The following is a 19,788-nucleotide window of genomic DNA, read 5'->3' as shown; positions in this document are numbered from 1 at the left end:
AAGTATCTGCAGTGGAGCTCTTCGCGTCTGTAAATAACGCCAAATGCTGGCATTTATGGCAAACTTCGCTGTTATCGACACCTGAAAACAATAGAGGAACGACCGTGCATAACGTCGTCATCAGCGGCACCGGCCTGTACACCCCGGCCAACAGCATCTCCAACGAAGAGCTGGTGCAGTCTTTCAATACCTATGTGCAACAGTTCAATGCGCACAACGCGACAGCCATCGAGGCAGGCGAAGTTCAGCCTCTGGCCGAGTCGAGCGCTGCATTTATCGAAAAAGCATCCGGCATCAAAAGCCGATTTGTGATGGACAAGGATGGCATTCTTGACCCGCAACGCATGCGCCCGCACTTGCCGGTGCGTAGCAACGATGAAATGTCGGTGCTCTGCGAAATGGCGGTAGGCGCCGCCAAACAAGCGCTGGAACGCGCAGGCAAGACTGCTGCCGATATCGACGGCGTGATCGTGGCGTGCTCCAACCTGCAACGCCCGTACCCGGCCATTGCCGTTGAAGTGCAACACGCGCTGGGCATTCAGGGTTTTGGTTTTGACATGAACGTGGCCTGTTCTTCGGCGACTTTCGGTATTCAGACCGCGAGCAACAGTGTCCAGCTGGGCCAGGCCCGCGCAGTGTTGCTGATCAGCCCTGAAGTGTGCACCGGCCACTTGAACTTCCGTGACCGCGACAGCCACTTTATCTTTGGCGATGCTGCAACCGCGGTGGTTGTCGAGCGCGCAGATCTGGCAACCTCCGAGCATCAATTCGATATCGTCAGCACCAAATTGTTGACCACCTTCTCGAACAATATCCGCAACAACTTCGGCTTCCTCAATCGTGCTTCTGACGAACCGACTGACAGCCCGGACAAACTGTTCGTCCAGGAAGGCCGTAAGGTGTTCCGTGATGTGTGCCCGATGGTGGCCGAGCTGATTGCTCAGCACCTGCAGGAAAACCAGCTGGATGTGACTCAAGTGAAACGCTTCTGGCTGCACCAGGCCAACCTGAGCATGAACCACCTGATCGTACGCAAGCTGTTGGGGCGCGAGGCTTCGATTGAAGAGGCGCCGGTGATTCTCGATACCTACGCCAACACCAGTTCGGCCGGTTCGGTGATTGCCTTTCACACGTACCAGGACGATCTGCCAAGCGGGGCGCTGGCAGTACTCAGCTCGTTTGGCGCCGGTTATTCGATTGGCAGCGTGATTTTGCGTAAGCGCTAAACACTGCCTAATTCCGATTGCGGAGGCCTTGATGGCAACTGCTGACGACGCTGAGCTACTCAAACGTCTGCTAAGCGGCGAACAGCAGGCCTTTCGCGAGCTGGTCAGCACTTATCAAAGTGCGATGAGAGCTGTGGCCTATGCCATTGTTGGCAATCGCCACGCTGATGAAGCAGTCCAGGATGCCTGGCTGTCAGTGGTACGCAATTTGTCCGGGTTTGAGGGCCGTTCGAGCCTGAAAACCTGGCTGCTGACCATAACCGCCAACTCGGCGAAAAACCGCTATAAGCAAAATCGCCGGGAAGTCTTGCTCGACGATTTACCCTCACCCCACGGCACGATTGACCCTGAGCGTTTTTCCAACGATGGCCACTGGCTACTGGCACCGTTTGCCTGGCATCAGGACACCCCCGAAGCCTTGCTCACTGAAGATGAATTGCGCGAATGCCTTGAACAAACACTGCTCAGCCTGCCGCAGTTGCAGAGCAGTGTGCTGGTGTTGCGCGAGCGTCAGGGCCTGGAGTTGGAAGAAATCTGTAATCTTCTTGAGCTGTCGCTCTCCAATGTTCGAGTGCTGGTGCATCGCGCCCGGCTTAAAGTCTTCGCGACTGTGGAGCATTTCGAGGAAACCGGCGAATGTTGAGCTGCAAACAGCAAGTAGCGCGCTCAAGTGACTATCTGGATGGCCAGCTGAGTTTTCGTGAGCGGTTGTTGGTGCGCCATCATTTGCTGTTTTGCCCTAACTGCCGACGTTTTATCAAGCAAATGCGCTTGATGAGTGCCGCGTTGAGAAAACTTCCCGAACCGCTGCCTACAGACCTTGAGCAAACGGTTGAGCGGATGATGCGCGAGCAATCTCGCTAAAGAAGGAGCGCAAGCAAGGTTGCCGTCGGTGGATGTGATGGGGGCCGACGCCAGCCTCGCTCTGCTTTTCAGACACAAAACGCTGAATGATTTCAGCGTTTTGCTGGTTGCGGGAGGCTTTTTAGAACTTGGCTTCCAGATCCAGTTGCAAGGTGTTGGCCTTGGCATCTTTCTGCGTGGAGGTTGCGTAGTCAGCCTTGGTCAGGAAGTAAGTCACGCCGACACCGAAGTTCTTGTCGATTTCATAACCCACTTTGACCTTGTGGCCGCGTGAGCCGGTAGTGCCGTTGGCGAAGTCAGAGTCAGTGAAAGCACCGACCACGGCGTTACGCTGAATGTCGCGGTAGTTGTAGTCCAGGCTGAAGGCGTTGAGCTTGCTTTTGAAACCCACCAGCCAGGCGTTGTCCTGATCGCTGTCGGTCGCTGCGTTGTGTACATATTGACCGTACAGCGACAGTGGCAGCGGCAGGTTGGCGATATCGACCTGGCCGAAGCCTTCGTACAGACGGAATTCGTCAGTGCTGTTGCCGTTAACTGCCAGGGCGCAAGGGGTGGTCTTGGTCCCGGTGGTTGGGCACTTGCTGTCCTTGTCGTTGTTGTAGCTGTAGACACTGCCGCCCAAAGTCACTTTCAGGCTGTCGGTCGGTGCGAACCTTGCACCCAACTGACCGGCATACAGGCTCAAGTCGTTGCGAAATTGCACGCCTTCGCCGTCAACGTTGTCCTTAAGGGTGTAGTAACCGGCGCTACCGAACATCTCGACGCCGCTGTTACCCAGGCTGTGCTTGTAAGTGGCGGCCAGGCCTTCCGGGTTGATATCGCTATCCCAGATCACATCGCCCATGCTCACCCATGGCTGTGCCATCTTGCCGGCGATCAGGTGCAGGTCCTTGACGGCGGTCGGGTGGTAGTCGATGAAGGCCATATCCAGCCACAGCTGCTTCTTGTCGAAGTAGTTGTCCAGATCCTGGTTGGTGGAGCGCGCATCGTCGCCGCCGCCAGTGGCAATACGAATACCGGTGTTCACTTGCGGGTTGATTTCGGTGTAGGCACCTAGACGAGCACGAATGCGCTGACGATCCTTGTTTTTGCCATCGGATTCGCCATCGATTTTGACTGTTTCCTGACGAACCCGCACATCCCCTTTGAGTTCGGTTTTGGCAGCCCAGGCGACTTTCTGTTCGAAAGCGCTGAGATCGGATTTTTTCACCTGGTTAGCGGCTGCTTCTTGCTGGGCTTGCTTCTCACTGGTGAGTTCGGTTTGCAGCTCGGCGTATTGAGCCGGCGATATGGAACCGTTGGCTTTAAGCATTTCGAGCAGTTTGGCATCGACCGCAGCGCTGGCCGGAATGCTCATGGCCAGTGCAAGGCCACCACACAGTCCCGCCGCTACCCGTGTAGATACAAGACGCATTTTGAATCTCCCAGTGCTGAGATGGCCCTAGCCACCCCAATAAAAATCGGCCCTTTACGGGCTCACGTTAACGAGGTTGGGTGTGTCATGAGCGTGTTGGCAAACCGTTCACTCATAACCCCGTGTTCTAAGAAGCGGCGTCAGTATCGCGGCTGGATATGACAGAAAAGTGGCGAACTGATAGCAAGTCTGTGACAGTGATTTCAGCCGGGTAAAACCGCCGGGAGCAGGCTTGTGGTGCTACCATCGCCGCTCTAAGCCGCGCTTCGGGGACTATTGATGCCGTTACAACGACTGGACAGCCTGTCCGCCATCACCGCTCAGGAATGGGATGCGCTGGTGCCGGTTGCGCAACCTTTCTTGCGGCATGCTTTTCTCAGCGCCCTGGAAGACAGTGCCAGCCTTGGCCCGCACTCCGGTTGGCAACCTGAGCACTTGTTGCATTACGAGAACGGGCAACTGCGAGCGGCATTGCCCAGCTACCGCAAATGGCACTCTTACGGCGAATACGTGTTCGATCACGAGTGGGCGCAGGCGTGTGAGCGAGCGGGTATCGAGTACTACCCCAAACTGTTGACGGCCGTACCCTTCAGCCCGGTCAGCGGCCCACGCTTGCTGGCCGCCCGTGCCGAGGACGGGTTGGAGCTGCTGGCAGCCTTGCCCGGCTATCTGGAGATAGAAGGGCTGTCCAGCGCGCACATCAATTTCACCGATGCATTGGCCGATACCGCCTTGGCGCAACAGCCCGGTTGGATGCAACGGTTGGGTTGCCAGTTTCATTGGCAGAACCGTGAATACCGCGATTTTCAGGACTTTCTTGATGCGCTGAGTTCACGCAAGCGCAAGCAAATGCGCAAGGAGCGCGAGCAAGTGGCGGGGCAGGGTTTCGACTTTGAATGGCTCGAAGGCCGTCAGGTCAGTGAGGCGCAATGGGATTTTGTCTATGCCTGCTACGCCAACACCTACGCCGTGCGCCGCCAAACGCCGTACCTGACCCGGGCGTTTTTCAGCCTGCTGGCCGAGCGCATGCCCGAATCGATTCGCCTGGTGCTGGCCAAGCAGGGCGGCACCTCGGTCGCCATGGCGTTCAGCCTGATCGGCGGCGACAGTTTGTATGGTCGTTACTGGGGTTGCTTGGCCGAGTTCGATCAGCTGCATTTTGAGACGTGCTTCTACCAGGGCATGGATTACGCCATTGCCCAAGGGATTCAGCGATTTGATGCCGGTGCCCAGGGTGAGCACAAGTTGATCCGCGGCTTTGAACCGGTGATCACCCACTCATGGCATTACCTGCGTCATCAGGGGCTGAAAGCGGCCGTGAGTGACTTTTTGCAGCGTGAGCGGGTCGGGGTGCTGGCGTATGCCGAAGAGGCGAGGTCGGCATTGCCTTACCGGCAGGCCTGATCCTCGCCGCTGCATGTGTCAGCTGCCTTCCTTGCCCAGCCAGCGATAGGTCAGCCCGCCAATGGCTGCACCCACCAGTGGTGCCAGCCAGAACATCCAGAGTTGCTGAAGCGCCCAGCCGCCTACGATCAGGGCCGGACCGGTGCTGCGTGCCGGGTTGACTGAAGTGTTGGTGACCGGGATCGAGATCAGGTGGATCAGCGTCAGTGCCAGACCGATGGCAATCGGCGCGAAGCCCGCAGGGGCTCGTTTGTCCGTGGCACCCATGATGATCAGGATGAACATGGCGCTCATTGCAATTTCACACACCAGCCCTGAAACCATCGAGTAGCCACCGGGTGAATGGTCGCCATAGCCATTGGCCGCGAGGCCGCTTGCGGCAAGATCAAAACCGGGTTTGCCGCTGGCAATCAAGTACAGAAGCGCTGCGGCAATTATCCCGCCCAGTACCTGGGCGATGATGTATGCAGGCAGTTCTTTGGCCGGAAAGCGTCCGCCTACCCACAAACCGAAGGACACGGCAGGGTTCAGATGACAACCGGAAATATGCCCTATGGCGAATGCCATGGTCAGCACTGTGAGGCCAAATGCCAGCGCGACCCCAAGTAAACCAATACCTACGTGGGGGAATGCTGCCGCGAGCACAGCACTGCCACAACCGCCAAGTACTAACCAAAAAGTACCCAGCAACTCGGTGACTGAACGTTTGAACAAGGTCATGGGAAGGTCCCGGATAGATAAATCTATCGAGCAATTGAAGCAGCGTCGCCTCCTGCGGTTAACGACAGAATTCGTCCGAATCCTGCTCTAAGTACAGCACTTGCGCGCTTTTTTTCCAGTGCCATAAAAAACGCCAGGGCCCTTTAAAATCGGGCGCTGGCGTTGTGGCTCAGGCAGGTTGCAGTGGCTTTCCTGTTGACTCAGTCGATGCCTACAAACCCTCCCGTTTGGTGCTGCCAGAGGCGTGAGTACAACCCGCCCCGGGCCAGCAGTTCACTGTGGGTGCCGGTTTCGGCGATATGGCCGTTTTCCAGGACCACCAAGCGGTCCATGCGGGCGATGGTTGACAGACGGTGGGCGATCGCAATCACGGTTTTGCCCTGCATCAGGGTTTCCAGGCTTTCTTGAATCGCGGCCTCGACTTCGGAGTCCAGTGCTGAGGTCGCTTCGTCCATGATCAGGATCGGGGCGTTCTTCAGCAGGACCCGGGCAATGGCGATACGCTGGCGTTGACCACCGGACAGTTTGACTCCGCGCTCGCCCACATGGGCATCGAAGCCGGTACGGCCCTGAGCATCGGACAGGAGCGGGATGAACTCATCAGCCCGGGCCTTGCGTACGGCTTCCCACAGTTCTGCATCGGTCGCGTCCGGTTTGCCGTAGAGCAAGTTGTCGCGGATCGAGCGGTGCAGCAATGAAGTATCTTGGGTGATCATGCCGATCTGCTCGCGCAAGCTTTCCTGGGTCACTTCGGCGATGTTCTGATCGTCGATCAGGATGCGACCGCCTTGCAGGTCGTACAAGCGCAGCAGCAGGTTGACCAGGGTCGACTTGCCAGCACCGGAAGGTCCGATCAGGCCGATTTTCTCACCGGGTTTGATCACCAGGTTGAGGTCGCTGATGATCCCGCTGCGCTTGCCGTAGTGGAAGTCGACGTGTTCAAAACGTACTTCACCACGGCTGACTGTGAGGCGGGGTGCCTGCTCGCGATCCGTCACTGCGACAGGTTGGGCGATGGTTTTCAGGCCGTCTTGCACCATGCCGATGTTTTCAAAGATGCCGTTGACCACCCACATGATCCAGCCGGACATGTTGACGATACGGATTACCAGGCCGGTGGCCAGGGCGATGGCACCGACGCTGATCAGCGACTGGCTCCACAGCCACAGGGCCAGGCCGCTGGTGCAGACGATCAGCAGGCCGTTCAGGGTGGTGATGGTCACGTCCATGCTAGTGACGACACGGCTCGCCAGCCGGGTTTTTTCGGTCTGCTCAATAATGGCTTCGCGGGCGTACTGCTGCTCGAAGTGGGTGTGGGCAAACAGCTTCAGGGTGGTGATGTTGGTGTAGCCGTCGACGATGCGCCCCATCAGTTTGGAGCGCGCATCGGAAGACACCACCGAGCGCTCTTTGACCCTGGGCACGAAGTAGTACAAGGCGCCGATGTAGCAAAGAATCCAGGTCAGCAACGGGATCATCAAGCGCCAGTCGGCTTCGGCAAACAGCACCAGGGAACTGATGGCGTAGATCAGGACGTGCCACAGGGCATCGACGGCCTGTACGGCCGAATCACGCAGCGAGTTGCCGGTTTGCATGATGCGCTGGGCGATGCGCCCGGCAAAATCGTTCTGGAAGAAGTTGAGGCTTTGCTTGAGCACATAGCTGTGGTTCTGCCAGCGGATCATGCTGGTCATGCTCGGGCTTAGGGTCTGGTGTACCAGCAGGTCATGCAAGCCAAAGAACACCGGGCGAATGATCAGGGCAACCACGGCCATCCAGATCAGCTCGGAGCTGTGGACCTTGAAGAAATCAGTATTAGGAGTGCCCTGGGTCAAGTCGATCAGCGTGCTCAGGTAGCTGAACAGTGATACTTCGATCAACGCCGCTATCAGCCCGACCACCAACAAGGCGGCAAACATGGGCCAGACCTGACGCAAGTAATAGAGATAAAACGCCCAGACAGTACTGGGAGGGGCAGCGGTGGGGGCTTCGCGGAAAATATCGATCAGTTGTTCGAAACGACGATAAAGCATGTGCACTGACGCCCGCAGGGCGGGCTCTCCTTTAGTTGACGTTCCCTATCCTGTAGCCGCTCGAAGGAACGCAGCCTCGTTCCTTCGGCAGCGGCTACAGGGCACCGGTCAAGGCTCCTGGCAGTCTGTCAGTCGATGCGTTTGGCTGACTTGATCAGTACCGGGTCGATCGGGACATTCTGCATGCCTTGTTTGGTGGTGGTTTGCGAATTGACGATCTGGTCGACCACGTCCATGCCATTAACTACCTTGGCAAATACGGCATAGCCAGCGTCACGGCCCGGGTCCAGGAAGGCATTGTCAGCCACGTTGATGAAAAACTGACTGGTGGCAGAGTTCGGGTTGGAGGTACGCGCCATCGACAGGGTGCCACGCACGTTATGCAGGCCGTTGCTGGCTTCGTTCTTGATCGGGTCGCGGGTCGGCTTTTGCACCATCTGCGTGGTAAATCCGCCGCCTTGCACCATAAAACCCGGGATCACACGGTGGAAAATGGTGTTGTTGTAGAAGCCACTATCGACATACTTCAGAAAGTTGTCAGTGCTGACTGGCGCCTTTACCGGGTCCAGTTCGATTTCGATCTTGCCGAAGCTGGTGTCCAGCATGACATGAGGTGCTTTGGTGGTGTCGGCAGCCATCAGATTGGCAGCGAACAGCAGGGCGCCAGCGGCAAGAGCAATTTTTTTAAGCATCATTCAGTGATCCTGAAAAGTGGAGTGGCTGTTCAATGCACGCGGGCAGGGATGCAAGGCGCATTGAACCAGTGCCCGTGCCACATCCGGCAGTGGCGGATGTTCACGGGCGGCGGGTGTTGGACAGGATATTCTTGAATCAGGTTCCTGCCCACTGATCTTCACGCTTGTTGTGGTGCTGCAAAAGCTGCGTCCAGTGGGGCCGTGTCGAAAGTTTGCAACAGTTCGACAAGAATTTGCGTGGCCGGGCCCAGAGGTTTGTCCTTGTTGGCGTACAGGAAGAATACCGGGTGACGATTACCGCCTTGATTGAGCGGCAGCGGTTTGAGCACGCCTTCCTTGAGTTCGCGTTCGATCATGTGCCGTGGCAACCAGGCAAAGCCCAGCCCGCTGCCTACAAACGCGGCAGCGGTGGCCAGGCTGCCGACGGTCCAGCGCTGTTCGGAGCCGAGCCAGCCAACGTCCCGTGGTTGCTGGCGGCCGGAGTCGCGAATCACCACTTGCAGTTGGCTTTCGAGATCCTGGAAATGCAGTTCGCGCTGCAGGCGATGCAACGGATGGTCGGGGTGGGCCACTGCAACAAATTCCACGGTGCTCAACTCGGTGCCCAGATAGCCGGGAATATTGAAGCTGCTGATGGCCAGGTCTGCGACGCCTTCGAGCAATACCTCTTCGACGCCGGACAATACTTCTTCGCGCAAACGCACGCGACAGCCCCGGCTTTGCGGCATGAAGGCGGTCAGGGCGCGTACCAACCGGGCATTGGGGTAGGCGGCGTCGACTACCAGCCGGACTTCGGCTTCCCAGCCTTGTTCCATGTGATGGGCGAGGTCTTCGAGCTGACTGGCCTGTTTCACCAGTTGCCGGGAGCGGCGCAGCAACACGCCGCCCGCCTCGGTGAGCACCGCTTTACGGCCATCGATGCGCAGCAATGGCACGCCAAGCTGATCCTGCATGCGGGCCACGGTGTAGCTGACAGACGACTGCGAGCGATGGAGTACTTCAGCAGCTTGAGCGAAGCCGCCGTGGTCGACCACCGCTTGCAAGGTGCGCCATTGATCAAGGGTCACGCGGGGCGCTTTCACGATGAATTCCTCTGGTGTTGAAGGGGTACAGGATACCGCTAAACAAACAGATTTATAGATAGGTTGTAGCAGGTATTTGCGCTTTTTTATCGAACCGATGCTCTCTAATCTTTCTCCATCGTCTTACAGTATTTACAGATGGAGCCTATCCGCCATGTCCAATGTTCTGATTATTGAAAGCAGCGCCCGTCAGCAGGATTCGTTTTCCCGACAGTTGACTCAGCAGTTCATCGACCAGTGGCAAACGCTGCATCCAACCGATCAGATTACCGTGCGCGATGTCGCCCTGAACCCGGTGCCGCATCTTGACGCCAACCTGCTGGGTGGCTGGATGAAGCCTGAAGCGCAACGCAACGGTGACGAGCATGCTTCCCTGCAGCGCTCCAATGAGCTGACTGACGAGTTGCTGGCCGCCGATGTACTGGTACTGGCGGCGCCGATGTACAACTTCGCGATTCCGAGCACCCTCAAGGCGTGGCTTGACCACGTGTTACGGGCCGGCGTGACCTTCAAGTACACCGAAACCGGGCCACAAGGTCTTCTGACCGGCAAAAAAGCATACGTTCTGACTGCACGCGGCGGGCTATATGCAGGTAGCACCTCGGATCACCAGGAACCCTATCTGCGGCAGGTCATGGCTTTTATCGGGATTCATGATGTGACCTTTATCCATGCCGAAGGCATGAACCTGGGGGGTGACTTCCAGGAGAAAGGTTTAAACCAGGCCAAGGCTCGACTGTCTGCCATCGCATAGTCTGTTAATCGACAGATAATCGTCGCAAGGCTTAATCGTTTCATTGCTCCTTCAAGCATGCGGTTCGCGCATCGAACCTCCCTTTGCACTTTCTTGAGTGCTCGTACCCGATCGGCCCTTGCGCCGGATCGGGTTTTTTTTGTCCGGGTATTGCGGGGTGATGGTCAAGGCTGATGAAAAACCGCTAAGGTCGCACACCTTCTTCTGAGCTTGCGGGCGTTTTGCCTGCGAGCTGATGCAACTTTCCGGCGAGAGATTCATGGGCTATCTGTTGTTTGTCACCTTGATTCAGGCGTTTTCCTTCAGCCTGATTGGTGAGTATCTGGCGGGACACGTTGACAGTTATTTTGCGGTACTGGTGCGTGTGGTATTGGCGGGGTTGGTGTTTATTCCCCTGACGCGCTGGCGCCAGGTAGAGCCCGGCTTTATGCGCGGCATGTTGCTGATCGGCGCCTTGCAGTTCGGGATCACCTACGTTTGCCTGTACTTGAGCTTTCGCGTACTGACGGTGCCTGAGGTGTTGCTGTTCACCATCCTGACGCCGTTGCACGTGACTTTGATCGAAGATGCGCTTAATCGCCGCTTCAACCCCTGGGCGCTGGTGGCCGCGCTGGTGGCTGTGATGGGGGCTGCAGTGATCCGTTTAGACACTATCAGCCCGGACTTCTTTGGAGGTTTTCTGTTGCTGCAATTGGGCAACTTTACTTTTGCCGCCGGGCAAGTGTTGTACAAACGTTTGGTGGCGCGCTATCCGAGTGACATGCCGCATTACCGGCGGTTTGGTTTCTTTTACCTGGGGGCTTTGGCGGTGGTATTGCCGGCCTTCTTGCTGTTTGGCAAAGCCAACTTTTTGCCGGACGCGCCCTTGCAATGGGGTGTTCTGGTATTTCTGGGGCTTATTTCTACGGCGTTGGGTCTGTACTGGTGGAACAAAGGTGCATGTATGGTCAGGGTCGGCACTTTGGCTGTGATAAACATTTTGCATGTGCCCGTGGGGTTGATTCTCAATCTGCTGATCTGGAACCAGCATGAACCGCTGGGGCGGTTGTTCATCGGCGGGCTGGTGATTGTGTTTGCGGTCTGGATCAGCCGGCTAGACCGCAGGGCTGTGACGGTCTAAGGTCAATCCCAGTCATCCATCGCCTGAAGGGAGAGTCGCAATGACAGTCAGGGTGTTGATCTTGCCGGGCCTGTTCAATTCCGGAGCAGGGCATTGGCAATCTCACTGGGAGCAGCGCTTCAGCGGGTTGCATCGGGTCAAGCAGGAAGACTGGGAAACCCCTGTCTGTACTGACTGGGTGCAGAACCTGCAGAAAAAGATTACCAAAAGTGAGCGGCCTGTGGTGCTGGTGGGCCACAGCCTGGCGTGTACGCTGATTGCACGTTGGGCGCAGCAGCACCCGGCAGAGGCAAGGCGTGTACGCGGGGCGCTGCTGGTTGCGCCCAGCGATACCGAAGCTGACAGTTATCCGGCCGGTACAACGGGCTTTAGCCCCATGCCGCTAAGTGAGCTGCCGTTTGACGCGATCACCGTAGCCAGCACCAATGATCCCTATGTCAGCCGCGAACGGGCTAGCGCATTCAGCGAGGCCTGGGGCAGCGAACTGGTATGGCTGGAGAATGCGGGGCATATCAATGGCGAAGGTGGCTATGGGTCCTGGCCACAGGGGATCGAGCTGTTGTTCAGGCTGACTGGTGATCCCCAGTTCAAGCAGGCCTGACACCTGTTTGGGGCTTGGTGGGGTGGAGTCTGTGGGAGCGGGCTTGCTCGCGATACAGGCAACTCGGTTTATCTGGCGGGCCGAGGTGACGCCATCGCGAGCAAACCGCTCCCACAAAGCTCCAACTTACACAGGGGTCAGGCGTCTTCCGGCAACGCCAACGGCGTATGCATCTTGCTCAGTAACCCTTTGCGCAGGTCGTTGCCGCTGGGTTGCTGATACACGCTTAGCCCGAATTCAGGCAGCACCGACAGCAGGTAGTCAAAAATATCGCCCTGGATGCGCTCGTATTCGTCCCACACCGTGGTTCGGGTAAAGCAGTACACCTCAAGCGGTACGCCTTGAGGCGTGGTTTGCATCTGGCGCACCATGCAGGTCATGTTTGGCTGAATGTCGGCATGGCTTTTCAGGTAGGCCAGGGCATACGCGCGGAAAGTGCCGATATTGGTCATGCGCCGACGGTTGGCGGACATTGCGGCGACGGTGCCTTGAGCTTCGTTCCAGCTCTTGAGCTCGGCTTTCTTGCGATGCAGATAATCGCTCAGCAGGCGTACCTGTTCCAGTCGCTGCTCCTGCTCATCGGTCAGAAAAGCAATGTCACTCGCGTCAATAAACAAGCTGCGCTTGATCCGCCGCCCACCGGATTGCTGCATGCCGCGCCAGTTCTTGAACGACTCGGACATCAAGCGCCAGGTCGGGATCGACACAATAGTTTTATCGAAGTTTTGCACCTTGACGGTGTGCAGGGTGATGTCGATCACATCGCCATCAGCACCGACCTGTGGCATCTCGATCCAGTCGCCGACGCGCAGCAAGTCATTGCTGGTCAATTGCACACTGGCCACGAACGATAGCAGGGTGTCCTTGTAGACCAACAGAATGACCGCCGACATTGCGCCCAGACCCGAAAGCAGCAGCATTGGTGAGCGATCGATCAGGGTCGCGACAATGATGATGGCCGAAAACACATACAGCAGCATTTTCGTCAGCTGAATGTAGCCCTTGATCGGTCGGGTCTTGGCGTAATTGGTGCGCGAGTAAATATCGAGCAAGGCGTCCAGCAGTGAGCTGATGACCCGCGTCAGGACAAAAATGGTAATGGCCAACGCCAGGTTGCCGAGGAAATGACGACCGTTGTCGCTCATGTCCGGCACCAAGTTGCGCCCGAACTGCACGATCAGGGATGGAGTCAGTTGTGCCAGGCGATGGAACACTTTGTGTTCGCGTAAATCATTGATCCAGTGCAAGGCGGGCTGGCGACCAAGGATTTTGGTCACGCGCAGCACAACGATGCGTGCGATGTGGCCAGCCAGCAGGGCAATGCCCACCAGAACGATCAGGCCCAGTATGGCCGAGACCCAGGGATGTTGATCCAGGTTGGCCCACAGGGTCTGGATTTGGGTCCAGAGTGGTTGAGTATCCATAAGCTAAAACACTATCCAGGTAATAAATGGCCATGGGATTAGAGCACTTCAGGACAATTTATGGGCCCTGATTGGACTAAAGACCCTAAAAAACCATTTGTTTCATGCCGTTCGTGCAAAGTAACTCGGCCTAGGCGCTCGAAACCGTTACTCTATGCCGCTGATTTTTTGTATTTCTTCGAGGTAGCACCCGTGTTTTCCGATTTCGCCCTGCACGAACGCCTGCTTAAAGCTGTGGCCGAGCTTAAATTTGTCGAGCCTACGCCTGTGCAAGCAGCGGCCATCCCGCTCGCGCTCGAAGGGCGTGACCTGCGGGTTACAGCTCAAACCGGGAGTGGCAAAACCGCCGCTTTCGTCCTGCCGATTCTGAATCGTCTGATTGGTCCAGCTAAAATCCGCGTCAGCATCAAAGCGTTGATTTTGCTGCCGACCCGCGAGCTGGCACAGCAAACGCTTAAAGAAGTTGAGCGTTTTTCGCAGTTCACGTTCATCAAGTCCGGTCTGATCACCGGCGGTGAAGATTTCAAGGTCCAGGCCGCCATGCTGCGCAAGGTGCCTGACATCCTGATCGGCACCCCTGGCCGTTTGCTGGAGCAACTGAACGCTGGCAACCTCGACTTGAAAGAAGTTGAAGTACTGGTGCTCGACGAAGCCGACCGCATGCTCGACATGGGCTTCTCCGAAGACGTTCAGCGTCTGGTCAACGAGTGTGCGAACCGTCAGCAGACCATGCTGTTCTCGGCCACCACCGGTGGTTCGGGCCTGCGCGAGATGGTTGGCAAGGTTCTGGACAATGCCGAGCACTTGCAGCTCAACCAGGTCAGCCAACTGAACGCCACCACGCGCCAGCAAGTGATCACTGCTGACCACAACCAGCACAAAGAACAAATTGTTAACTGGCTGCTGGCTAACGAGACTTATCAAAAGGCAATCGTTTTCACCAATACCCGCGCCATGGCGGACCGTATCTACGGTCGTCTGGTGGCTCAGGACTACAAGGCGTTTGTCTTGCATGGTGAAAAAGATCAGAAAGACCGCAAACTGGCCATTGACCGTCTGAAGCAGGGCGGCGTCAAGATCCTGGTTGCCACCGACGTTGCGGCCCGTGGTCTGGACGTTGAAGGCCTGGATCTGGTGATCAACTTCGATATGCCACGCAGCGGCGACGAGTACGTTCACCGTATTGGCCGTACTGGCCGCGCCGGTAACGATGGCCTGGCGATCTCGCTGATCTGTCACGGCGACTGGAACCTGATGTCCAGCGTTGAGCGCTACCTGAAGCAGAGCTTCGAGCGCCGCACCATCAAGGAAGTCAAAGGTACCTACGGCGGACCGAAAAACGTCAAGGCCTCGGGTAAAGCTGTTGGTGTGAAGAAGAAAAAGACCGACGCCAAGGGCGTCAAGAAGAAGTCGGGCGCCAAGGCACCGACCAAGCGCAAAATCGCCAACCGCCCGAAGACCGACGCTCTGTCGCTGGTCAGCAAAGACGGCATGGCACCGCTCAAGCGCCGCAAGCCAGAAGCTCCAGCCGCTGAATAAAGCGCTGGCGTGACTCACAAAAAACCCGGCCTGTGCCGGGTTTTTTGTTGCCTGCTCCTTTCTTTGTGCTTATGCCATGAGTCAGTAGAACGCCCGCTCGGCCTTGAACGTCAGCAAACCATCACATTCGGCGTTTTGCCCTGAATACGCCGAGCACTCTGTATCGTCCAGGCTGGAGTCGCTGTAGATCAAGTTCAGGTCAATCCCCATCCAGGGGCGCGATAACTTGATCGACCAATCATTAAAAGCGCGCACGCTGCCGCCATCGGCGATCGATACCGGGGTGCCCAACTGGTGGGTGGTGTATTTCATGCTCACCCCGATACCGAAGGGCTGGTTGACCCCGAGATCGGCAAACAGCGTACTGTCGCGACGGTCCGGGTCGTTACTGAAGGCGGCGCCAAAGCGCGTACCCAGTAGCGTGAGGCCGGCAAAAAATTGCTGGCTGTCGAGTGAGTCGAGTTTGGGGTAGCTGTAATGGATCATCCCCAGCTCATAGCTCAGGGTCTGGTCGAAGGGATGCTTGTAGCCGAGGTAGGAGTCCACTTCCAGATTGCTGCCGGGCTTGATGCCCATGGTGGGCGCCCATTGCCCGGCGTACCAGCCGCTGTTATGGGTCAGGTCCAGGCCGCCATGAAAGGTCGAGCCTGCGCTCGTAGGCTTGACCAGGCCTTGGGCCATACTGCGGCTCGGCTGGGTGGCCAGTTTAAGATCGAAGTCGCCCAGCGCGCGGGAAAAGACGTGTGCATCCACAATCGTGCTGGCTAGCAGCGTGCCAGTCAGCAGTACAGCCCGTGTGAGCATGATTGGCTCCCTATATCGGCTCAAAGGCTTGATTCAGAGCCTTTGGAGCATACGCAGGAATGTCGGCAATAAAGTGCCGTTCGTCGATTTATCGATTCGAATCAGCTTTGATGCAGGAGAAGAGGGAATAAATCGATAGTCCTAGCGCCTTGGAAGGCAAAGCGCATGAGGACCAGATGACGCGAGGGGTATTACTTTTTGCCGAGCGTGATTTGCTTGGACGGACCAAAAGTTTGGCCGCTGACGCCTTTCTTGATTTCCTGAATTTCGCCGCCGGATTTCAAGAATGCTTCAATTTGAGCATTGATTGAGGCGCTGGTTTCAACAGCGGGAGCTGGCTTTGCTTTGCTGGCGGATGCTTTTACACGCATGGCGGCTATTGTCCTGTAGAAAATAACTTGGCCAGCGATAGTACCTGAAATACTTGACAATTGCTTGTTAAATATCTTCGTAAAATTAAAGTGACGTTGTGCGCGAGGGATAAACACTCGCGTAATTCTCTGCTAACTCGCTGTTTTAATTCATAACAGCGTAAGAATTCTAAACGAATTTGGAGGCTGGCAGGCGGGTGGTCGGCACCTTGCCGGGTGACGAGTGGCACCTAAGGTACGCTGGAAAATCCTGATAAATCAAACCTTTCGCAAATTTTTTGGATGCCGGGCGGCGGCGCTCCAATTCGCCCCTCTAAACTCGGGTAGAATGCCGCCTACGTAATGAGGGTATTGAACATGGCTTTAATCGGTCGCTACAACAGTTTGCAAGTGGTTAAACATACAACGTTTGGTTTGTATCTGGACGGCGGGGCTGACGGTGAAATCCTGTTGCCTAACCGTTATATTCCAAAAGATATTCCCAGCGAAGATGAAGATTGGCTTAACGTCTTTGTTTATTTGGACAGCGATGACAAGTTAATTGCCACGACTGAAAAACCAAAAGTTCAAGTCGGTGAGTTCGCCAGCCTTAAAGTGGTTGAAGTTAATAGCATCGGTGTATTCCTCGATTGGGGGCTGCCGAAAGATTTGCTGTTGCCGTATTCCGAAGAAAAACGCCAGATGACGGCTGGTGAATATGTCGTGGTGCACGTCTACCTCGACAAGCACACGCGCCGTATCACCGCGACGGCGCGTCTGGACCGTTATCTGGACAAAACCCCGGCCAATTACCAGGTAGGCCAGGAAGTTGATCTGTTGGTAGCGGAAGCTACGGACATGGGCTTTAAAGCCGTGATCAACAACAAACACTGGGGTTTGATCCACAAGAATGAAATTTTCAAGTTCATGCGTGCGGGCAAACAAGAGAAAGGGTTCATCAAGGAAGTGCGCGCTGACGGCAAGATCAGCCTGAGCCTGCAACCGGTTGGCCAGGAAGCGGCCAGCAGCCTGAACTCGAAGATCCTCAGCAAGTTGCGCGACAACAACGGCGTACTGGCGGTCAGCGACAAAAGTGCCCCTGAAGTGATCAGCAACCTGTTTGGCGTCAGCAAGGGCAACTTCAAAAAAGCCATTGGCGCGCTGTACAAGGAAGGCAAGATTGCGATCCACGCGGACCGCATTGAACTGATCTGATCCAACGCGAAGGGGCTGACGACATGAGTAAAGCAGTGTGGGCGTATATCGGTGCGTTACTGGCTTTCCTGGTGCTCGACGGCCTGTGGCTGGGCTTGCTCATGAGCTCAACTTATAAAGAGCTGCTGGGTTCGCTGATGCTGGCGCAACCCAAATGGGGCCCGGCCATCGTGTTTTATCTGTTGTATGTGCTGGGCGTGGTGTTCTTTGTCGTGCTGCCGGCTCTGGCCCGTGGCAGTGCGCGCAGGGCCGCATTGACCGGTGCGTTTTTCGGGCTGGTAGCCTATGGCACCTATGACATGACCAACTGGGCTACGCTGCAAGGCTGGTCTGCCCAGTTGGCATTGATGGACATGGCGTGGGGCGGGTTATTGACTTGTCTTGCCGCGTTGTCGGGTTATTGGGCGGCACGCAAACTGGCGGGCTGATTTCTTCTGTAACAGCACCGAACGCTGTGCGGTTCTTGACCTTTGCGGGCGTGGCTTTCTTGTTAGGTGAACTATGAGTGTTTCGCGGCGCGCAACGGATGCTTTCGCACTGCAAGTCATGTTGGGCCTGTGCCTGATCTGGGGCGTGCAACAAGTCATCATCAAACTCGCAGCGCCCGATATCGCGCCGGTCATGCAAGCCGCCATGCGCTCCGGTATTTCGGCGTTGCTGGTCGGGCTGTTGATCTGCTGGAAGGGCGGCTGGGGCCAGGTGCCCGCAACCTGGCGAGGGGGCCTGCTGGCAGGTAGCCTTTTCGGTCTGGAGTTCTTCTTTATCTCTGAAGGCCTGCAACTGACCAGTGCTGCGCATATGTCGGTATTCCTCTATACCGCGCCCATTTTTACCGCGCTGGGTATTAACTGGTTATTGCCCAGCGAGCGTTTGCGGCCGTTGCAATGGTTGGGGATTATTCTCGCGTTTATCGGGATCGCCTTTTCCTTTGCGGGTGGTGTTTCGTTTGCCGATATGGACCGCAATATGCTGCTGGGCGATGCCTACGCGATTCTGGCAGGCATGGCCTGGGGCGCGACCACGGTCGTGGTGCGTGGCTCGCGGCTATCGGAAGCGCCGGTGACCCTGACGTTGTTCTACCAACTGGTGGTCGGCTTTCTCGGGCTGTTGGTGATCGCCGCTTTTAGCGGTCAGATCACCCATGTCAGCCTGACCACCGTCGCGGTGGCCAGTGTGCTGTTTCAAGGGCTAGTGGTGTCGTTCTTCAGTTATCTGGTGTGGTTCTGGCTGCTCAAGCGCTATATGGCTTCCAACCTGGCGGTGTTCTCGTTTATGACGCCGCTATTTGGTGTGACGTTTGGCGTGCTGGTGCTGCACGAACCCTTGAGCGCCAACTTTGTGGTGGGCGCGATTCTGGTGCTGTGCGGCATCACGTTTGTCAGCGCTGAGCAGTGGGTGCGGCGCAAGGTGCGCGCTCTGCTCGGTAGCTGATCGACTGCCGGGGGGGTGAAAGTGTCGGTGTACATGCCTTGCAACAACCTTTTGGCAGTACTACAACCTGGCTGATGTGGCGAAAAGGCATGATGGGCGTCAACTCGAACGCGTGGATAGAGCTGCTGCAGACGTCGCCACTGCTAAATAGTGCGAAGTCGACGCAACTCAAGGCATTGGCTTGAGTCAGATGAGTAGGACGTTAGCCTAAAGTTCATTGACCTTAGGCATGCATTGAGTAGGACTTAGGACTATTATCTGTGTGAAGCGACTACAGAACTCCCGTCGCCAGAGTGACCCCAAGGGGGATTTATGAAAGACAAACTGCAAACCTGGCTCCATGACGTTGGTGTTGCGCTTGGCCTGATTGAGCCGCCACTGCAACCTGTGCCGATTCCTGTCGAGGATCCGCGTCGTCGTCCGCAACGTCGCCGTTAAAGGTGTGTTTGCGTTACACGCAGATTGACTGCTTTTTTCTTCCGATCCTTGGCCGGTGAGTGGGCCAAGGAGGGGGCAAAGAAAGGGCAGCATGAACTGCCCTTCAATTTTTGGCTGGCTAGCCTACGGTATAGCGCACGCTGTAATTTAGCGGCGCATTGTCTGTTTTCTCTGTGACTCGAGCTTCACACTTCACATCTTCCATACCCGTTGACGTTGCACTGGCCGATCGGGCTGAGGTTAGTGTCGGCTTGAATACGCCGAATGACTGGCTGACTTTCAGCTCTGTGGTAAAGGTGCATTCCCGATTTCCGTTGGCATATGAAATGACTTCACGCAGTGTTGCAGGGGTTTTTCTGGGGTAGCCGAAGTTGGTTTTGTAGTTGGCTTCAAATGAATGTTCGCTCAGCGGATCGACATCAAAGAAGCCCGGCTCGGCCAGCGACAGGTTCCAGTTCGAGCGATTGAGGGTGAGGGGGCCTGACGTGTTGTTGACTATTTCGAACGTCAGAGTGGTGACATCGGCTTGAGCGCTGGCGCTGGTGAGTGCCATGCCGGTAGCTACTATGGCAGTGGCCAGATAGATCTTGAAGTGGGTCATGGTGTTAAGTCCATTTAATCAAAGGCTGCTTGAAGTTGTGCGGCGACATCCCATGTCGCCACTTTTCAAGCGT

The 19,788-nt window shown here is 56.4% G+C and carries 21 protein-coding genes and 1 pseudogene; 13 read left to right on the top strand and 9 right to left on the bottom strand.

Annotation, left to right across the window (positions count from 1 at the left end; translation table 11 throughout):
- The first annotated feature begins 104 nt into the window (after window positions 1-104).
- From V6L79_RS19800 to V6L79_RS19790, 3 genes are read left to right on the top strand one after another with little or no spacing between them, the layout of a single operon-like run.
- Window positions 105-1,226 carry a beta-ketoacyl-ACP synthase III gene (locus V6L79_RS19800; RefSeq protein WP_321833990.1) on the top strand — a complete coding sequence of 374 codons (1,122 nt, stop codon included), beginning with the start codon at window positions 105-107 and terminating at the stop codon, window positions 1,224-1,226.
- A gap of 31 nt (window positions 1,227-1,257) precedes the next feature.
- On the top strand, window positions 1,258-1,869 hold the full coding sequence (locus tag V6L79_RS19795; protein ID WP_338579377.1) for an RNA polymerase sigma factor: 612 nt from the start codon (window positions 1,258-1,260) through the stop codon (window positions 1,867-1,869).
- On the top strand, window positions 1,863-2,090 hold the full coding sequence (locus V6L79_RS19790; protein WP_261739039.1) for an anti-sigma factor: 228 nt from the start codon (window positions 1,863-1,865) through the stop codon (window positions 2,088-2,090). Before V6L79_RS19795 ends, V6L79_RS19790 begins: the two co-directional genes overlap by 7 nt.
- A 121-nt stretch (window positions 2,091-2,211) precedes the next feature.
- On the opposite strand, the gene V6L79_RS19785 is transcribed toward V6L79_RS19790, so the two are convergent.
- Window positions 2,212-3,504: a putative porin gene (locus V6L79_RS19785; protein WP_261739038.1), complete on the bottom strand. Its 1,293-nt coding sequence runs from the start codon at window positions 3,502-3,504 to the stop codon at window positions 2,212-2,214.
- 279 nt (window positions 3,505-3,783) lie between these two features.
- Here V6L79_RS19785 and V6L79_RS19780 point away from each other — a divergent pair, with 279 nt between their 5' ends.
- Window positions 3,784-4,908 carry a GNAT family N-acetyltransferase gene (locus V6L79_RS19780; RefSeq protein WP_261739037.1) on the top strand — a complete coding sequence of 375 codons (1,125 nt, stop codon included), beginning with the start codon at window positions 3,784-3,786 and terminating at the stop codon, window positions 4,906-4,908.
- Window positions 4,909-4,926: 18 nt separating this feature from the next.
- Here V6L79_RS19780 and aqpZ read toward each other — a convergent pair whose 3' ends face one another.
- The 4 genes from aqpZ to V6L79_RS19760 form a co-directional block, all read right to left on the bottom strand.
- Window positions 4,927-5,628: an aquaporin Z gene (gene aqpZ / locus V6L79_RS19775; protein WP_261739036.1), complete on the bottom strand. Its 702-nt coding sequence runs from the start codon at window positions 5,626-5,628 to the stop codon at window positions 4,927-4,929.
- Between the two features lie 200 nt (window positions 5,629-5,828).
- Window positions 5,829-7,661, bottom strand: a complete 1,833-nt coding sequence (locus V6L79_RS19770) for an ABC transporter ATP-binding protein (protein ID WP_261739035.1) — start codon at window positions 7,659-7,661, stop codon at window positions 5,829-5,831.
- A gap of 128 nt (window positions 7,662-7,789) precedes the next feature.
- On the bottom strand, window positions 7,790-8,353 hold the full coding sequence (locus V6L79_RS19765; protein WP_261742466.1) for a peptidylprolyl isomerase: 564 nt from the start codon (window positions 8,351-8,353) through the stop codon (window positions 7,790-7,792).
- A 161-nt stretch (window positions 8,354-8,514) separates the two neighbouring features.
- Window positions 8,515-9,438, bottom strand: a complete 924-nt coding sequence (locus tag V6L79_RS19760) for a LysR family transcriptional regulator (RefSeq protein ID WP_261739034.1) — start codon at window positions 9,436-9,438, stop codon at window positions 8,515-8,517.
- A 154-nt stretch (window positions 9,439-9,592) separates the two neighbouring features.
- Between V6L79_RS19760 and V6L79_RS19755 the strand changes: the two genes are divergently transcribed.
- The 3 genes from V6L79_RS19755 to V6L79_RS19745 all read left to right on the top strand — a co-directional run bounded on the left by V6L79_RS19755 (window position 9,593) and on the right by V6L79_RS19745 (window position 11,913).
- Entirely contained in the window at window positions 9,593-10,192 is a 600-nt protein-coding gene (locus V6L79_RS19755; RefSeq protein ID WP_261739033.1) for an FMN-dependent NADH-azoreductase, read from the top strand.
- A gap of 259 nt (window positions 10,193-10,451) precedes the next feature.
- Complete coding sequence (locus tag V6L79_RS19750; protein ID WP_338579376.1) at window positions 10,452-11,312, top strand: carboxylate/amino acid/amine transporter; 861 nt, start codon at window positions 10,452-10,454, stop codon at window positions 11,310-11,312.
- A 40-nt stretch (window positions 11,313-11,352) separates the two neighbouring features.
- The gene (locus V6L79_RS19745) at window positions 11,353-11,913 is read left to right on the top strand and encodes an alpha/beta hydrolase (RefSeq protein ID WP_261739031.1); all 561 of its coding nucleotides are present in this window, start codon (window positions 11,353-11,355) and stop codon (window positions 11,911-11,913) included.
- Window positions 11,914-12,050: 137 nt separating this feature from the next.
- Here the strand turns inward: V6L79_RS19745 and V6L79_RS19740 are convergent, their stop codons facing one another.
- On the bottom strand, window positions 12,051-13,337 hold the full coding sequence (locus V6L79_RS19740) for a mechanosensitive ion channel family protein (RefSeq protein ID WP_321833981.1): 1,287 nt from the start codon (window positions 13,335-13,337) through the stop codon (window positions 12,051-12,053).
- Between the two features lie 192 nt (window positions 13,338-13,529).
- On the opposite strand from V6L79_RS19740, the gene V6L79_RS19735 reads away from it, so the two are divergent.
- On the top strand, window positions 13,530-14,876 hold the full coding sequence (locus V6L79_RS19735; RefSeq protein WP_261739029.1) for a DEAD/DEAH box helicase: 1,347 nt from the start codon (window positions 13,530-13,532) through the stop codon (window positions 14,874-14,876).
- 81 nt (window positions 14,877-14,957) lie between these two features.
- On the opposite strand, the gene V6L79_RS19730 is transcribed toward V6L79_RS19735, so the two are convergent.
- Both V6L79_RS19730 and V6L79_RS19725 read right to left on the bottom strand, forming a co-directional pair.
- Complete coding sequence (locus V6L79_RS19730; RefSeq protein WP_338579375.1) at window positions 14,958-15,680, bottom strand: TorF family putative porin; 723 nt, start codon at window positions 15,678-15,680, stop codon at window positions 14,958-14,960.
- A gap of 191 nt (window positions 15,681-15,871) precedes the next feature.
- Complete coding sequence (locus V6L79_RS19725) at window positions 15,872-16,051, bottom strand: hypothetical protein (protein WP_048360704.1); 180 nt, start codon at window positions 16,049-16,051, stop codon at window positions 15,872-15,874.
- Window positions 16,052-16,408: 357 nt separating this feature from the next.
- On the opposite strand from V6L79_RS19725, the gene V6L79_RS19720 reads away from it, so the two are divergent.
- The 5 genes and pseudogenes from V6L79_RS19720 (at window position 16,409) to V6L79_RS19700 (ending at window position 19,114) form a co-directional block, all read left to right on the top strand.
- Window positions 16,409-17,245, top strand: a complete 837-nt coding sequence (locus V6L79_RS19720) for a S1 RNA-binding domain-containing protein (protein ID WP_261739027.1) — start codon at window positions 16,409-16,411, stop codon at window positions 17,243-17,245.
- 23 nt (window positions 17,246-17,268) lie between these two features.
- A complete protein-coding gene (locus V6L79_RS19715; RefSeq protein WP_261739026.1) occupies window positions 17,269-17,673 on the top strand; it encodes a DUF2177 family protein in 405 nt (134 codons plus the stop codon).
- 73 nt (window positions 17,674-17,746) lie between these two features.
- Window positions 17,747-18,676: a DMT family transporter gene (locus tag V6L79_RS19710; RefSeq protein WP_261739025.1), complete on the top strand. Its 930-nt coding sequence runs from the start codon at window positions 17,747-17,749 to the stop codon at window positions 18,674-18,676.
- A gap of 11 nt (window positions 18,677-18,687) precedes the next feature.
- Window positions 18,688-18,861: pseudogene (locus tag V6L79_RS19705) on the top strand (LysR family transcriptional regulator); the annotation flags it as partial.
- 127 nt (window positions 18,862-18,988) lie between these two features.
- Window positions 18,989-19,114, top strand: a complete 126-nt coding sequence (locus tag V6L79_RS19700) for a PA1414 family protein (RefSeq protein ID WP_003441703.1) — start codon at window positions 18,989-18,991, stop codon at window positions 19,112-19,114.
- Window positions 19,115-19,232: 118 nt separating this feature from the next.
- On the opposite strand, the gene V6L79_RS19695 is transcribed toward V6L79_RS19700, so the two are convergent.
- Window positions 19,233-19,715: a hypothetical protein gene (locus V6L79_RS19695; protein WP_338579374.1), complete on the bottom strand. Its 483-nt coding sequence runs from the start codon at window positions 19,713-19,715 to the stop codon at window positions 19,233-19,235.
- Window positions 19,716-19,788: the final 73 nt, after the last annotated feature.

It is taken from the genome of Pseudomonas sp. ML2-2023-6, from assembly GCF_037055265.1.
Lineage (GTDB): Bacteria > Pseudomonadota > Gammaproteobacteria > Pseudomonadales > Pseudomonadaceae > Aquipseudomonas > Aquipseudomonas kulmbachensis.
Note: the sequence above shows the minus strand (reverse complement) of the source record. Positions and strands in the feature narration are given on the sequence as shown.

Excerpts from the sequence above, each read along its gene's own strand:
- V6L79_RS19695 (WP_338579374.1), bottom strand. The coding sequence starts at position 19,715 with ATGACCCACTTCAAGATCTATCTGGCCACTGCCATAGTAGCTACCGGC.
- V6L79_RS19715 (WP_261739026.1), top strand. The coding sequence starts at position 17,269 with ATGAGTAAAGCAGTGTGGGCGTATATCGGTGCGTTACTGGCTTTCCTG.
- V6L79_RS19765 (WP_261742466.1), bottom strand. The coding sequence starts at position 8,353 with ATGCTTAAAAAAATTGCTCTTGCCGCTGGCGCCCTGCTGTTCGCTGCC.
- V6L79_RS19780 (WP_261739037.1), top strand. The coding sequence starts at position 3,784 with ATGCCGTTACAACGACTGGACAGCCTGTCCGCCATCACCGCTCAGGAA.
- V6L79_RS19720 (WP_261739027.1), top strand. The coding sequence starts at position 16,409 with ATGGCTTTAATCGGTCGCTACAACAGTTTGCAAGTGGTTAAACATACA.
- V6L79_RS19740 (WP_321833981.1), bottom strand. The coding sequence starts at position 13,337 with ATGGATACTCAACCACTCTGGACCCAAATCCAGACCCTGTGGGCCAAC.
- V6L79_RS19750 (WP_338579376.1), top strand. The coding sequence starts at position 10,452 with ATGGGCTATCTGTTGTTTGTCACCTTGATTCAGGCGTTTTCCTTCAGC.
- V6L79_RS19710 (WP_261739025.1), top strand. The coding sequence starts at position 17,747 with ATGAGTGTTTCGCGGCGCGCAACGGATGCTTTCGCACTGCAAGTCATG.
- aqpZ (WP_261739036.1), bottom strand. The coding sequence starts at position 5,628 with ATGACCTTGTTCAAACGTTCAGTCACCGAGTTGCTGGGTACTTTTTGG.
- V6L79_RS19700 (WP_003441703.1), top strand. The coding sequence starts at position 18,989 with ATGAAAGACAAACTGCAAACCTGGCTCCATGACGTTGGTGTTGCGCTT.
- V6L79_RS19730 (WP_338579375.1), bottom strand. The coding sequence starts at position 15,680 with ATGCTCACACGGGCTGTACTGCTGACTGGCACGCTGCTAGCCAGCACG.
- V6L79_RS19795 (WP_338579377.1), top strand. The coding sequence starts at position 1,258 with ATGGCAACTGCTGACGACGCTGAGCTACTCAAACGTCTGCTAAGCGGC.
- V6L79_RS19770 (WP_261739035.1), bottom strand. The coding sequence starts at position 7,661 with ATGCTTTATCGTCGTTTCGAACAACTGATCGATATTTTCCGCGAAGCC.
- V6L79_RS19725 (WP_048360704.1), bottom strand. The coding sequence starts at position 16,051 with ATGCGTGTAAAAGCATCCGCCAGCAAAGCAAAGCCAGCTCCCGCTGTT.
- V6L79_RS19755 (WP_261739033.1), top strand. The coding sequence starts at position 9,593 with ATGTCCAATGTTCTGATTATTGAAAGCAGCGCCCGTCAGCAGGATTCG.
- V6L79_RS19790 (WP_261739039.1), top strand. The coding sequence starts at position 1,863 with ATGTTGAGCTGCAAACAGCAAGTAGCGCGCTCAAGTGACTATCTGGAT.
- V6L79_RS19745 (WP_261739031.1), top strand. The coding sequence starts at position 11,353 with ATGACAGTCAGGGTGTTGATCTTGCCGGGCCTGTTCAATTCCGGAGCA.
- V6L79_RS19785 (WP_261739038.1), bottom strand. The coding sequence starts at position 3,504 with ATGCGTCTTGTATCTACACGGGTAGCGGCGGGACTGTGTGGTGGCCTT.